We start from the raw sequence: 13,168 nt of genomic DNA on the forward strand, positions 1-13,168 counted from the left end.
GCAAGCGGCCAACGTGTTCGTCTACGACATGATCCGGAGGAATCCGGGCGCGCTCGCGTCAGCGGTCGCGGCGCGGCTCACCAGCGCTGGCGGGCCTCCTCGGCCCAGCCGGTCAGGCCGTCGACGTCGTGCCAGGTGCCGTCGTCGGCTTGCGCGCGGCCGCTGAAATGGCCGAAGCACTGGTGGGTCTCGGTGCCGACGACACCGAGCTCCGTCCGGGCGACCTTCTCATGGAACGGCCGGAACCCGACCTCGACGCGCGGACCGCGGATCGTCCAGGGGCGCAGCCAGTCGGACCGGTCGTAGGTCCAGTCCAGCTCATCGCCGATCTTGTGCAGCCGGCCGCCGACGAACAGCGCGTTCTCGGTCATGCCGGTGCCGTCGGTCCACCTGCCGCCGAGTTGCAGGGCCAGCCCGGGGCCGCTCGCCGCCGCCCAGTTCCACGTCATCCGGTACGGCCACTTGCCGCGCCCGTGGTCGAGGACGGCGAAGGAGCCCTCCCCGATCTCGTGGTCGCCGGACGGAAGCCGCAGCCGCCCGTGCACGGGGCGCCCGACGTCCTTGACCGTGTACTGGAAGCGCCTGGCGCTCCAGGGGACGACCACCCCGAGGGACTCGTGGCCCTCCGGCAGCGCGACCTGGACGTCCAGGTCGACCAGCCCGGGGACCAGCGCCCGCACCCGCGAGCCGGACGGCCCCTGCCGGACGCCGACCGCGAACCCCGCCCCGCGCACCGACGCCTCCCCCGATCCGCTGCGGTCGGGGAACACCGCCCCGCGCGCGAACGGGACCACGCCGTCCCGGGAGATCTCCTCCCCCGTCTCGCGGTCCAGCACGTACACGCCGTGGACCGCCGCGTAGTCGAGCGACGAGGCGACCAGCCCGACGATGTGCCGGGGCGTGACGACGCCCCAGTACTCCCAGCGCTTGGCCCGTCCCCAGCCGCGCAGGTTCGCGCGGTGCAGCGGGCGCCGCGTCCAGCCGACCGCCCGCGGATCGAGCCGCCCGTCCGGCGTGCACAGGTCGACGGGCTCGGTGATCTCGCGCTCATGGGTCGGCATGCCCCGAGGCTACCGAGCGGCCCGCGCGACGCCGTGGCCCCTGGAACGGTTCAGCCCCGGACACGGCCCGTTTAAATAAGTCCATACCTTGGCCAGAGTTTCTCTCGTGCCGGACCGGTCGATCTCCTCTAGGTGATCATTGAACCGCCCTGGAGCGCCGCGGAGCACGAGCGCGCGCTGGACCGGCTCGCCGCCCGGGAGAACTTCCCGGTGGCGGCGCGGGTCCTGCCCGCCCGGCACCGCGCCGCCCTGCGGGCCGTCTACGGCTTCGCGCGGCTCGTCGACGACATCGGCGACGAGGCCCCGCCGGAGCAGCGGCCCAAGCTGCTCGGCCTCGTGGACGACGACCTGGACCGCGTGTTCGCCGGGCGGACGCCCGCCCTGCCGCAGCTGCGGAGGCTGGCGGAGACGGTGCACGCGCACCGGATCCCCGAGGAGCCGTTCCGCGACCTCGTGCAGGCGAACCGGCAGGACCAGACCGTCCACCGGTACGAGACGTTCGCCGACCTGCAGGGGTACTGCGCGCTGTCCGCCGCGCCGGTGGGGCGGATCGTGCTGCGCCTGTTCCGCGCGCACACGCCGCGCCTCGCGGCCGCGTCCGACGACGTCTGCACGGCGCTGCAGATCGTCGAGCACTGCCAGGACGCCGGGCAGGACTACCGCGCGGGCCGGATCTACCTGCCCGGCGAGGACCTGCGGCGGTTCGGCTGCGCCGAGGACGACCTCGCGCGGCCGGTGACGCCGACCCGGCTGCGCGGCGTCCTGGCGCTGCAGGCCGGCCGCGCCCGCGACCTGCTCGACGGGGGCGCCGCGCCGCTGCTGGGGGACCTGACGGGATGGGGGCGCGTCGCGGTGGCGGGCTACGTGGCGGGCGGGCGCGCCGCGCTGTCGGCTCTGGAACGCGGGCGGTACGACGTGCTCGCTCATGCGCTGCGTCCACGGCGGGCCACGCTGCCGGCCGGGTGGGCGCGCGCCCTTGGAAGGAGGGGGCGATGACGGTCTCGGAGACGTGCGAGGGGTCCGAGCGGGTGGTCGAGGCGTACCGGCACTGCGAGCGGGTGGTGCGCGAGGAGGCCCGCAACTTCTCCTACGGGATCCGGCTGATGCCGGCCCCGAAGCGGCGGGCGATGAGCGCGGTCTACGCGTTCGCGCGCGGCATCGACGACATCGGCGACGGCCCGGAGCCGGCGTGCGTGCGGCTCGACCTGCTGGACCGGTCGCGGCAGCGGCTGACGACCGTGCAGGAGGTGCTGCGGCGGAAGGTGGACGTCCGGGCGCTGGAGGGGCATCCGGTGCTGACCGCGCTGGCGGACGCGGCGGGCCGGTTCCCGATCCCCCTGGAGGCGTTCGAGGAGCTGATCGACGGCTGCGAGGACGACGTGCGCGGCGCCGACTACGAGACCTTCGACGACCTGCTGCGCTACTGCCAGCGGGTCGCGGGCTCGGTCGGCCGGCTGTCGCTCGGGGTGTTCGGGTCGGACGGCCGGCAGCGCGCCGAGGGCCTCGCCGACTCGCTCGGCGTCGCGCTGCAGCTCACCAACATCCTGCGCGACCTGCGCGAGGACCGGCTGGCCGGGCGGACCTACATCCCGGCCGAGGACCTGGCGCGGTTCGGCTGCACGCTGAAGCTGGACGAGTCGGGCGCGTTCATCGACCCGCCGTGGCGGCTGAACGAGCTGGTCGGCTTCCAGGCGGAGCGGGCGCGGGCCTGGTACGCCGAGGGGCTGCGGCTGCTGCCGCTGCTGGACCGGCGCAGCGCGGCGTGCACCGCGGCCATGGCCGGCATCTACCGTCGGCTGCTGGAGAACATCGCCGCGCGCCCGCAGATCGCGCTGGACGCGCGGGTGTCGCTGCCGACCTGGCAGAAGGCCGTGGTGGCGGCGCGCGCGCTGTCGGGGGTGGAGCGGTGAGCGTCGTCGTCGTGGGCGGGGGGCTCGCGGGCATCAGCGCGGCGATCGCGCTCCAGGAGTCGGGCGTTCCGGTCACGCTGCTGGAGTCGCGGCCGTGGCTGGGCGGCGCCACGCACTCGTTCGGGCGGGGCGAGCTGAGCGTCGACAACGGCCAGCACGTCTTCCTGCGGTGCTGCACGGCGTACCAGGGGCTGCTGCACCGGCTGCGCGCCGACCACCTCGTCGACGTGCAGGACCGGTTCGACGTCCCCGTCCTGCGGGCGGGCGCGCGGCCGGCGCGGCTGCGCAGGTCGGGCCTGCCGAGCCCGCTGCACCTGCTGCCCGCGCTGGCGCGGTACGCGCCGCTGTCGGCCGCCGACCGGGTGAGGGCCGCGCGTGCCGCGCTGGGGCTGGCGCGCCTCGACCCCGGCGACCCCGTGCTCGACCAGGTCTCCGCCGGGGCCTGGCTCGCGCAGCGCGGCCAGCGGCCGTGGGCGCGGGAGGCGCTGTGGGGCCTGTTCCTCACGTCCGCGCTGAACGCCGAGGTGGACGACGCCGCGCTCGGCCTGTCGGCGATGGTGTGCCGGCGGGCCCTGTTCGGGCGCGCCGACGCGGCCGACATCGGGCTGCCGCTCGTCCCGCTGGAGGAGCTGCACGGCGGCCCGGCGCTGCGGCGCATCGCGGAGATGGGCGGGACCGTCCGGCTGAAGGCGAGGGTGGAGGCCGTCACCGCCGACCCGAAGGTGGTCGTGGACGGGATGCCGATCGCCGCCGACGCGGTCGTCATCGCGGTGCCGCACGAGGCGGCGGCGCGGCTGCTGCCCGCCGAGGCGCTGCCGGACCCGCTGCGCTGGCCCGAGCTGGACGCCAGCCCGATCGTGAACGTCCACGTCGTCTACGACCGCAGGGTCATGGACGCGCCGTTCGCCGCCGCGGTCGGCTCGCCCGTCCAGTGGGTGTTCGACCGGACGGCGGTGAGCGGACTGCGCGAGGGCCAGTACCTCGCGGTGTCGCTGTCGGCCGCCGACCCGTGGATCGACATGCCGACCGCCGAGCTGCGCTCGCGGTTCGTCCCCGAGCTGCGGCGGCTGCTGCCCGCGGCGTGGGGCGCGCAGGTCCGGGAGGTGTTCGTGACGCGGGAGCGGCGCGCGACGTTCCGGCAGCGCCCCGGCAGCGGGGCGGCCCGCCCCGGCGCGGCGACGCGCGCGCCGGGCCTGTACCTGGCCGGCGCGTGGACCGACACGGGCTGGCCCGACACCATGGAGGGAGCAGTGCGCAGTGGTCTCACCGCCGCCCGCCTGGTCCGCCGCCACCTGGAGAAGGTGAAGGACCGATGACGGCCGTGCCCGTTTCGCTGACCGATGTCCGTGAGCTGGTCGACGGCGCGCTGCGCGCCGCGGTCGGGCGGCTCGACCCGCGCACCTACCGGGTCGCGGCCTACCACCTCGGCTGGACCGACGAGGAGGGCCACCCGCGCAGGGCCCCCGCTGGCAAGGCGCTACGCCCGGCGCTGGCGCTGCTGTCCGCGCGGGCCGCCCTGGCTCCCCCGGAGAGCGGGCTGCCGGGCGCCGTCGCCGTCGAGCTGGCCCACGCGTTCTCGCTCCTGCACGACGACATCATGGACCGCGACCGGACGCGCAGGCACCGCCCGGCGGCGTGGACCGTGTTCGGCGACGCGTCCGCGATCCTGGCGGGCGACGCCCTCCTCGCCCTCGCCGGCGAGGTCCTGCTGGAGGCGCCGGGCCAGGGCTCGGCGCGGGCGGCCCGCGCCCTGGCGGCCGCCGTCCGCCGCCTCGTCGCCGGCCAGTCCCTCGACATGGACTTCGAGACGCGCAGGCAGATCGGCGTGGACGAGTGCCTCACGATGGCGTCCGGCAAGACCGCCGCGCTGCTCGCGTGCTCGTGCGCGATCGGGGCCGTCCTGGACGGCGCGCCGGAGCGGCTGTGCGCCGCCCTGGAGGCGTTCGGCGAGGATCTCGGCATCGCGTTCCAGCTCGTGGACGACCTGCTCGGCATCTGGGGCGACCCGGCGACCACCGGCAAGCCCGCGCTGTCGGACCTGCGGTCCCGCAAGATGTCGCTGCCGGTCGTCGCCGCGCTGAACGCGGGGACGCCGGAGGCCTCGCGGCTGGCCGAGCTGTACGCGCGGCCCCTGCCGGCCGAGGACGAGGCGGCCGCGGAGGAACTGGCCGAGGCCGCCGGGCTGGTGGAGGCGGCGGGCGGCCGCGCCTGGGCCGAGATGGAGGCCGAGAGCCGCATCCAGCGCGCCGCCGAGCACCTGCTCACCGCGCGGCTGCCCGAGCCCGTCCGCGCCGAGTTCCTGCACATCGCCGACTTCGTCACCTGCCGGGACCACTGATGACGACGACAGAGCCCACCACCACCGGGACGACGCCCGCCCCGGCACCGCCCGCCGCCGGCGGGACGGCCCGGATCAGGACGGCCGCCGAGGCGCTGGCGGCCGCCCGCGACCATCTGCTCCTGCTCCAGTCGCCCGAAGGCTGGTGGAAGGGCGAGCTGCAGACCAACGTGACGATGGACGCCGAGGACCTGCTGCTGCGCGAGTTCCTCGGCATCCGCGACGACGCCGACACCGCCGAGGCCGCCCGCTGGATCAGGTCGCAGCAGGCCGCCGACGGGACCTGGGCGAACTTCCACGACGGCCCGCCGGACCTGTCCACCACCGCCGAGGCCTACGTCGCGCTGCGGCTCGCGGGCGACCCGCCCGGCGCGGACCACATGATCCGCGCCGCGGCCTTCGTCCGCGGCGGCGGCGGCATCCCGGCGACCCGCGTCTTCACGCGGTTCTGGCTCGCGATGTTCGGCCGCTGGCCGTGGGAGAGGCTACCGGTGCTGCCGCCGGAGATGATGTTCCTGCCGCGCTGGTTCCCGCTGAACGTCTACGACTTCGCGTGCTGGGCGCGGCAGACGGTCGTCCCGCTGACCGTGGTGGCCGCGCTGCGCCCCGTCCGGCCGCTGCCGTTCACGCTGGACGAGCTGTACCCGGGCTACGACGTCCCCCCGGCCCGCAGGCGGGGCTTCTCCGGGTGGGACGCGGCGTTCGGGGCGCTCGACGCGGCCCTGCACGTGTACGAGCGGCACCCGGCGAGGGGCGTGCGCCGGGCCGCGCTGCGCCGCGCCGCCGACTGGATCATCGCGCGGCAGGAGCGGGACGGGTCCTGGGGCGGGATCCAGCCGCCCTGGGTGTACTCGCTGCTCGCGCTGCACCTGCTCGGCTACGGCCTCGACCACCCGATCGTCCGGCGCGGCCTGGACGGGCTGGAGCGGTTCACGATCCGCGACGACCGGGGGCGGCGCCTGGAGGCGTGCCAGTCCCCCGTCTGGGACACCGCCCTCGCGATGAACGCCCTGGCCGACGCGGGCCTGCCCGCCGGGCACCCCGCCCTGGAGCGGGCCGCCGAATGGCTGATCGGCGAGGAGGTGAGGGGCCCCGGCGACTGGTCGGTGCGGCGCCCCGACCTGCCCCCGGGCGGCTGGTCGTTCGAGTTCGACAACGACTGCTACCCCGACACCGACGACACCGCCGAGGTGGTCCTCGCGCTCGGCCGCGCCCGGCACCCGATGGCCGAGCCGGCGATCGAGCGCGGCGTGCGCTGGATGGCGGGAATGGCCTCCAGGGACGGCGGATTCGCCGCGTTCGACGCCGACAACACCCGCGCCCTGTGCCGCCGGCTGCCGTTCTGCGACTTCGGCGAGGTCATCGACCCGCCGTCCGCCGACGTCACCGCGCACGTGGTGGAGGCGATGGCGCACCGCGGCATGGCCGACTCGCAGGTGGTCAAGCGGGCCGTCGTGTGGCTGCTGAAGGCGCAGGAGCCGGACGGGTCCTGGTTCGGCCGCTGGGGCGCCAACCACGTGTACGGGACTGGCAGCGTCGTGCCCGCCCTCATCGCGGCGGGCGTCCGGCCGGGCAGGCCCGCGATCCGCGACGCGGTCGCCTGGCTGGAGCGCCACCAGCGCGACGACGGCGGCTGGGGCGAGGACCTTCGCTCCTACCGGGACCGGACCTGGATCGGGCACGGCGCGTCCACGCCGTCGCAGACCGCGTGGGCGCTGCTCGCCCTGCTGGCCGCCGGCGAGCGCGGACCGGCCGTCGAGCGCGGGGTCCGCTGGCTCGTCGAGCACCAGCGCCCGGACGGCACCTGGGACGAGGACCACTTCACCGGCACCGGGTTCCCCGGCGACTTCTACATCAACTACCACCTGTACCGGCTCGTGTTCCCGCTCTCGGCGCTCGGCCGGTACCTGAAGGAGACGTCCTAAATGGCGATGCCACTGCGCCAGAGCCTGCGCGTCGGGGGCTACGTCCTGCGCAACAAGCTGGCGGGGCGGACGAGATACCCCTTGATCATGGAGCTGGAGCCGCTGTTCGCGTGCAACCTGGCGTGCGCGGGCTGCGGGAAGATCCAGCATCCGGCGGACGTGCTCAAGCAGCGGATGCCGGTCGAGCAGGCGGTCGCGGCGGTCCGCGAGTGCGGCGCGCCGATGGTGTCGATCGCGGGCGGCGAGCCGCTGATGCATCCGCGGATCGGGGAGCTGGTCGCCGAGCTGGTGCGGATGAAGCGGTACGTGTTCCTGTGCACGAACGCGGCGCTGATCCCGAAGAAGATCGACCAGTTCAGGCCGTCGCGCTACTTCGCCTGGGCGGTGCACGTCGACGGGCTCCGCGAGCGGCACGACGCGTCCGTCTGCAAGGAGGGCGTGTTCGACCAGGCCGTGGAGGCGATCAGGATGTGCCGGGAGCGGGGGTTCCGGGTCACGACGAACACGACCGTGTTCAACACCGACACCCCGCAGACCGTCATCGAGGTGCTCGACTACCTGAACGACGAGCTCCGCGTCGACCAGATGATGATCTCGCCCGCGTACGCCTACGAGAAGGCGCCCGACCAGGACCACTTCCTCGGCGTGCAGGAGACCCGCGCCCTGTTCCGCAAGACCTTCGCGGACGGGCGCCGCGAGCGGTGGCGGTTCAACCACTCGCCGCTGTTCCTGGACTTCCTGGAGGGGAAGGTCGACTTCCCGTGCACGGCGTGGGCCATCCCGTCGTACTCGCTGAAGGGCTGGCAGCGGCCCTGCTACCTGATGGACGACGGCTACACCGCGACCTACCAGGAGCTCCTCGACACCACCGACTGGGACGCCTACGGGCGGGGACGCGACGAGCGCTGCGCGAACTGCATGGCGCACTGCGGCTACGAGCCCACCGCCGTGTTCGCGACCATGGGCTCGCTCAAGGAGTCGCTGCGCGCCATGCGGAGCATCTGAGCACGGAGTATCTGAGCACAGGGCCCCGGGTCACTCCGGTTCTTTCCGCAGTTCCTCGAAGACGTCGCGGACGGCGTTCATCAGCGCGTCGGCGTCGTCCGCCAGGCCGGGGTCGACGGAGAGGCCGAAGCACAGGTCGCGGTGGACGCCGAGCCCGGCGATCGCCAGGGGCGTGCCGGGGGCGAGCGGGACGATCGGGTAGACGGCGGTGAGCGGGGCGCCGCACAGCCGCAGCAGCCGGTCGGGCCCAGGAAGGCTGGACACGGTGCCCTGGAGGAACCGCCCGCTGTAGGACATGCGCGCGAAGCGGGCGTGCAGCGGGGGCGGCATCAGCCGTCCGGCCTGCCGCATCACGAACCACGCCGCCTGCGCCCGCGTCCCGGACCGCAGCACCCGGCCACGCTTGGCGATCAGGGCGAGCCGGTCGGTCTCGGCCATCTTCCCGATCGGCAGGTCCACCATCACGGCGGTGGTGTGGTTGCCCACCATCGCGCTGCCCGGCGGCCGCATCATCAGCGGGACCGCGACGCGGCACGTGCCGGGCCGGCCGTCCTCCTCGCTGACGCTCCGGTTCAGGGCGCCCGCGACCGCGCACAGCACGACGTCGGTGACGCGGGCGCCGTGGCGGCGGGCCACGTCCCGCACCGTGCCGAGCGGGAGGACCATGGTGCCGAAGCGGCGCTCGCACGTCCCTGCGGCGGGCAGCTTCTCGGGCCTGCCGACGGCGGTGGCCAGCTGGCCGAGCCCGACCACGGTGGCGACGGCCTTGCGCAGCGGGGCCCGGGGCGGCGCGGCGACCGGCTCGGGCGGCGGCTCCATCAGGTAGACGGCCTGCGCCACGATGCCGACGCCGTCGGCGACCACGTGGTGCATCAGGTAGACGACCGCGGTACGGCCGGGCTCGGCGCCCTTCAGCACGACCATCCGCCAGGGCGGCCGGTCCAGCGGCAGCGCCGCGGACTGGAGCCGGGCCACCTCGGAGCGCAGGCCGGCCATCCCGTCGACGTGCTTCTCGACGACGTGCCACTCCCAGTCGATCCGGTCCAGGTCGCGCCAGACGGGGCGGCGCCAGCGGCCCCGGCGGACGAGCCGCTGCCGGAAGCGGGGCAGCCCGTCGAGGCGCTCCTCGACCACCCGGACGAGGTCGGCGCGGCCGACGTCCCCTCGCGAGGTGTCGAGCATGATGACACCGCCGGGATGCTGCGGGGCCTCGGGCGTCTCCACCGCGAGGAAGAACGCGTCCGGCCCCTGGACGCGCGGCACGGGCGGCCCCGCGAGGCGCTCGGCGAGCCAGACCGGCACGACGACGAACGGCAAGGCGGCGAGGGCGTCCAGCAGGTAGTGGTTCGCGGTCGCCAGGATGACGTAGAGGGTGACCAGGATGTGCACGGTGTTGAGCCCCTGCACCCAGCGCTTGGCCTTCACGCGCGCGAGCTCGACGCCGACCCACAGCGTCCAGGCCATGTGCAGGGACGGGACGGCGGCGAACTCGTCGGCGTGCTTCACCAGCGGTGAGCCCCACGACCCCCAGGTGCGGCCGGTGGCGACGGTGTCGACGAAGCCGAGGCCGGGCGGCATCAGCCTGGGCGGCATGACGGGATACAGCGCGAAGCACGCCAGGCCGGCGAGGTTGAGCATGACGAACGCGTTGCGGGCCGTGCGGTACCGCTCGGGGTGGCGCAGGAACAGCCAGACGAGCAGGGCGAGCGCGCTGCCGACGTAGGTGATGGCGTACTCGTAGTTGGCCAGGACCCGCAGGACGGGCTGGTGGGCCAGCCAGCCGTTGAGGGCGCGCTCCACGTCGATGTGCAGGGCCCGTTCCAGCGCGTAGAGCGACTCCCCGTGCTCGCGCGCCGCCGCCATCCTGGCCTGCTCGGGCAGCATCGCGACCAGCGCGTAGAGCGCGAACAGCGCCAGGCCGAGCAGCAGCTCGTTCCTGGCGCGGAGCCTGGTTCCCGTGGCGCCAGGGGTGAAGACCGCGTCCTGCGCGGCCACAGCTTCCTGTGTGCCCATCGTCCCCCTCGTCCACGGTGGTACCCAGGGACGCCCGCGATCAGACGGCGTTGGCCGCATTCGGAGCCGATGCCCGGTTTGTCCGCATGCCTCGACCCCGCGGGATTCCGGAATCGGGGAACCATCTGGCCGAACCGTACGTCTTCGATATATCGTTGTCGTATCGCGAGAGGTCAGAGAGAGCTCTCAGAAGGTGGTGGAGAACATGGGGCACATGCACGGCCGCGGGCCCTGGGGCCGCGGCGACCTCCCGAACTTCGGCGCCCTGTTCGGCGGCGGGCCGGGCCCCTTCGGCCCGCCCGGCGGGTTCGGTCACGGACCCGGCGGGCGGCCGCCGTGGGCGCGCGGGCGCGGCGGCCCGTGGGGCCGGGGCGCCAAGGCCCGCAAGGGCAACGTCCGGGCGGCGATCCTCGTCCTGCTGGCCGAGGAGCCGCGCAACGGCTACCAGATCATCCAGGAGATCAACGAGCGCAGCGACGGGGCCTGGAAGCCGAGCCCCGGCGCCGTCTACCCGGCGCTGCAGCAGCTCGCCGACGAGGGCCTGATCGCGGGCGACGAGTCCGGCGGCCGCCGCACCTTCCAGCTCACCGGCGAGGGCCGCGCCCACGTCGAGGAGAACGCCGAGCGGCTGGCCGAGCCGTGGGCGGAGATGACGCCCGAGTTCGGCGAGGGCGTCCCGGAACTGTTCAAGCAGGCCGCGCAGACGGGGGCCGCGGTGGTGCAGATCGTCCATTCCGGCTCGCCCGAGCAGGTCGCCCAGGCGCGGGACGTCCTGTCGGAGACCCGCCGCAGCCTGTACCGCATCCTGGCCGACGACCTGGACGGCCCCGGGCCGACGGCCGACGACACCGAGGAGTGATCATGGCCCCGCCCGACGAGATCCGCATCGGCGACGCCGAGCGCGACGCCGTCATGGTCGCCCTGCACGACCACTTCGCCGCGGGACGGCTGGACCGCACCGAGCTCGACGAGCGGCTGGAGTCCGTGCTGACCGCCAAGACGCGCGGCGACCTGCGCGCCCACGTCCGGGACCTGCCGTCCCCGACCGGGCTGCCCGAACCCGCCGTGGACCGTCACCCTCAGACGGCCCACCACCGGCACCCGGCCCACCACCGGCACCCGGCCCACCACCGGCACCTGGCTCACCGCCACCGGCACGGGCCGATCTTCCCGGTCTTCCCGCTGCTGTTCGCGGCGTTCCTGGTGCTCGCCTTCACGGCCGGGCCCGGCACGGGACTCCTCGTCGTCCTGCAGATCGCGCTGGCCGTCTGGGTCCTGCGCGCGGTCCTGCTGGCGTTCGGGATCCGCCGGGCCCGCCGCCACGCCCCCGGCCCCTGACCCGGGACCCTCAGGCGGCCGCCAGGACGCAGCGGTCGGGGACGGCTTCGCGGAGGGCCCGCAGGCCGCGCGCGACCAGCGGGTGGCCGCGGCCGCCGCGCCGCACGCAGGTCAGCACGCGCCGCTTCGGGACGCCGTCCCCGCCGAGCGGCACACGCACGACCGGCTGGTCGGCCGGGCCGCCGGCCAGCCGCGGCACGAGCGACACCCCGAGGCCGTTGGCGACCAGCGCCCAGATCACCGGCCAGGTGGTGGTGTGGTGCGCGATCCGCGGCGTGAACCCGGCGGCGGCGCAGTAGGCCATGACCTGCTGGTGGTGGCCGCAGCTCTCGGGCCGGACGCTGATCCACGGCTCGCCCGAGGCGTCCTCCAGCCGGACGCCTTCGCGCAGCGCCAGCGGATGCCCGACCGGGACGATGAGGTCGAGCGCCTCCTCCAGCAGGGGCTCGCGGTCGAAGCGCGGGTCGCCCGGCGGCGGCGCGGCGGGGGTCGGCTCGATCACCGCGATGTCGGTCTCGCCCGCCGCGAGCAGCCCGACGGCCTCCTCGGTGTCGCACTCGCGGACCTCGACCGCCAGAGCCGGGTCGGCGCGCAGCAGGGCGCCGGCGGCGGGCGCGACGAGCCCCGAGATCGCCGTGGGGAACCCGCACATGCGCAGCGGGCCCGCCTCCCCGGCGCGGTGCGACTCCAGGTCGGCCAGGGCCTCCTCCCACCGGGCGAGGAGGCCGTCGGCGTGCCCGACCAGCAGGTGCGCCGCCGGGGTCAGCCGCACCTTGCGGCCCTGCGGCTCCAGCAGCGGCACCTTCAGCTCCCGCGCCAGCTCGCGCAGGTGGTGGGAGACCGCCGACGGCGTCAGGTGCATGGCCTCCGCCGCCGACGTGACGGTCCCGTACTGGTGGACGAGCCTCAGCATGTGCAGCCGGCGCAACTCGATCATGCGAATATCTTGCACGATCCCCTGCGCGAATCTGAAATGGACGAGAACGTTCCACCGGCCGCAGACTGCCGTCATGAGCGAACCGACCACTCTCGTGTCCCGGCACCTCACCAGCGACGGCGTCGTCACCTGGACGCGCTGCGCCTGCGGGCGGCTGCGGATGGACCTCGTCCCCGCCGGCGGCGGGCGCGGCCTCGCCGCGGGCCCGTGCCCGCACCGCGCGGTCAGCCCCCGTGGAGCGTGAGCTCGTAGTGCAGCGTCCGGTAGCCCTTCAGCTTGTGGGCCAGCGGCACCGCGAACCCCTGCAGGAGCGGGTGCTTGCGGGCGAGCAGCCAGCGGATCGGCCGCGCCTCCTCCTCGGTGAGCAGGCGGACGCGGCCGCGCGCCTCGGGTCCCTTGACCTTGCCCCGGAAGGTGCTCGGGGCGAGCTCCACCTCCGGGTTGCGCGCAAGCCGCTTCGCCTTGAACGCCTTGTCATAGGTACGGAAGTAGGCGCGGTCGCCCCGCACGACGACGTTCACCGGCGTCCCGACCGGCGTCCCGTCCTTGCGGTAGCTCGTCAGCAGGACGGTGCGCTGCTTCCTCAACTTCTCCAGCGTCGTTGTGGTGTCCATACCCGGGAGACGTGGAGGCCGCGCCCG

The 13,168-nt window shown here is 74.8% G+C and carries 13 protein-coding genes; 9 read left to right on the forward strand and 4 right to left on the reverse strand.

Annotation, left to right across the window (positions count from 1 at the left end; all coding sequences use genetic code 11):
* Positions 1-77: 77 nt before the first annotated feature.
* Positions 78-1,061: a DUF2804 domain-containing protein gene (locus AB0C84_RS18650; RefSeq protein WP_361067505.1), complete on the reverse strand. Its 984-nt coding sequence runs from the start codon at positions 1,059-1,061 to the stop codon at positions 78-80.
* A gap of 132 nt (positions 1,062-1,193) precedes the next feature.
* Between AB0C84_RS18650 and hpnC the strand changes: the two genes are divergently transcribed.
* The 6 genes from hpnC to hpnH are packed head-to-tail and all read left to right on the forward strand — an operon-like array spanning position 1,194 to position 8,239.
* Entirely contained in the window at positions 1,194-2,057 is an 864-nt protein-coding gene (gene hpnC, locus AB0C84_RS18655; protein ID WP_361067508.1) for a squalene synthase HpnC, read from the forward strand.
* Positions 2,054-2,971 (forward strand): squalene/phytoene synthase family protein, encoded by a 918-nt coding sequence (locus AB0C84_RS18660; protein ID WP_179847430.1) that lies wholly within the window; start codon positions 2,054-2,056, stop codon positions 2,969-2,971. The genes hpnC and AB0C84_RS18660 overlap by 4 nt, the downstream gene beginning before the upstream one ends.
* Positions 2,968-4,287 (forward strand): hydroxysqualene dehydroxylase HpnE, encoded by a 1,320-nt coding sequence (hpnE, locus tag AB0C84_RS18665; RefSeq protein WP_258939545.1) that lies wholly within the window; start codon positions 2,968-2,970, stop codon positions 4,285-4,287. Before AB0C84_RS18660 ends, hpnE begins: the two co-directional genes overlap by 4 nt.
* Positions 4,284-5,309: a polyprenyl synthetase family protein gene (locus AB0C84_RS18670; RefSeq protein WP_361067512.1), complete on the forward strand. Its 1,026-nt coding sequence runs from the start codon at positions 4,284-4,286 to the stop codon at positions 5,307-5,309. Before hpnE ends, AB0C84_RS18670 begins: the two co-directional genes overlap by 4 nt.
* On the forward strand, positions 5,309-7,234 hold the full coding sequence (shc, locus tag AB0C84_RS18675) for a squalene--hopene cyclase (protein ID WP_361067515.1): 1,926 nt from the start codon (positions 5,309-5,311) through the stop codon (positions 7,232-7,234). The genes AB0C84_RS18670 and shc overlap by 1 nt, the downstream gene beginning before the upstream one ends.
* Positions 7,235-8,239: an adenosyl-hopene transferase HpnH gene (hpnH, locus tag AB0C84_RS18680; protein WP_179847426.1), complete on the forward strand. Its 1,005-nt coding sequence runs from the start codon at positions 7,235-7,237 to the stop codon at positions 8,237-8,239.
* A gap of 30 nt (positions 8,240-8,269) precedes the next feature.
* Here the strand turns inward: hpnH and AB0C84_RS18685 are convergent, their stop codons facing one another.
* The gene (locus tag AB0C84_RS18685) at positions 8,270-10,252 is read right to left on the reverse strand and encodes a phosphatase PAP2 family protein (RefSeq protein ID WP_361067519.1); all 1,983 of its coding nucleotides are present in this window, start codon (positions 10,250-10,252) and stop codon (positions 8,270-8,272) included.
* A gap of 205 nt (positions 10,253-10,457) precedes the next feature.
* Between AB0C84_RS18685 and AB0C84_RS18690 the strand changes: the two genes are divergently transcribed.
* Together AB0C84_RS18690 and AB0C84_RS18695 are read left to right on the forward strand one after the other, a co-directional pair.
* Positions 10,458-11,111, forward strand: a complete 654-nt coding sequence (locus AB0C84_RS18690) for a PadR family transcriptional regulator (protein WP_361067522.1) — start codon at positions 10,458-10,460, stop codon at positions 11,109-11,111.
* A 2-nt stretch (positions 11,112-11,113) separates the two neighbouring features.
* Positions 11,114-11,590: a DUF1707 domain-containing protein gene (locus tag AB0C84_RS18695; RefSeq protein WP_361067525.1), complete on the forward strand. Its 477-nt coding sequence runs from the start codon at positions 11,114-11,116 to the stop codon at positions 11,588-11,590.
* A gap of 10 nt (positions 11,591-11,600) precedes the next feature.
* Here AB0C84_RS18695 and AB0C84_RS18700 read toward each other — a convergent pair whose 3' ends face one another.
* Positions 11,601-12,527 (reverse strand): LysR family transcriptional regulator, encoded by a 927-nt coding sequence (locus AB0C84_RS18700; RefSeq protein ID WP_258939540.1) that lies wholly within the window; start codon positions 12,525-12,527, stop codon positions 11,601-11,603.
* A 73-nt stretch (positions 12,528-12,600) separates the two neighbouring features.
* Between AB0C84_RS18700 and AB0C84_RS18705 the strand changes: the two genes are divergently transcribed.
* The gene (locus AB0C84_RS18705; RefSeq protein ID WP_179836280.1) at positions 12,601-12,771 is read left to right on the forward strand and encodes a hypothetical protein; all 171 of its coding nucleotides are present in this window, start codon (positions 12,601-12,603) and stop codon (positions 12,769-12,771) included.
* Here AB0C84_RS18705 and AB0C84_RS18710 read toward each other — a convergent pair.
* Positions 12,752-13,141, reverse strand: a complete 390-nt coding sequence (locus AB0C84_RS18710; RefSeq protein WP_361067528.1) for a PPOX class F420-dependent oxidoreductase — start codon at positions 13,139-13,141, stop codon at positions 12,752-12,754. The genes AB0C84_RS18705 and AB0C84_RS18710 overlap by 20 nt on opposite strands.
* Positions 13,142-13,168: the final 27 nt, after the last annotated feature.

It is taken from the genome of Actinomadura sp. NPDC048955, from assembly GCF_040649435.1.
Classification (GTDB): Bacteria; Actinomycetota; Actinomycetes; order Streptosporangiales; family Streptosporangiaceae; genus Spirillospora; species Spirillospora luteofluorescens.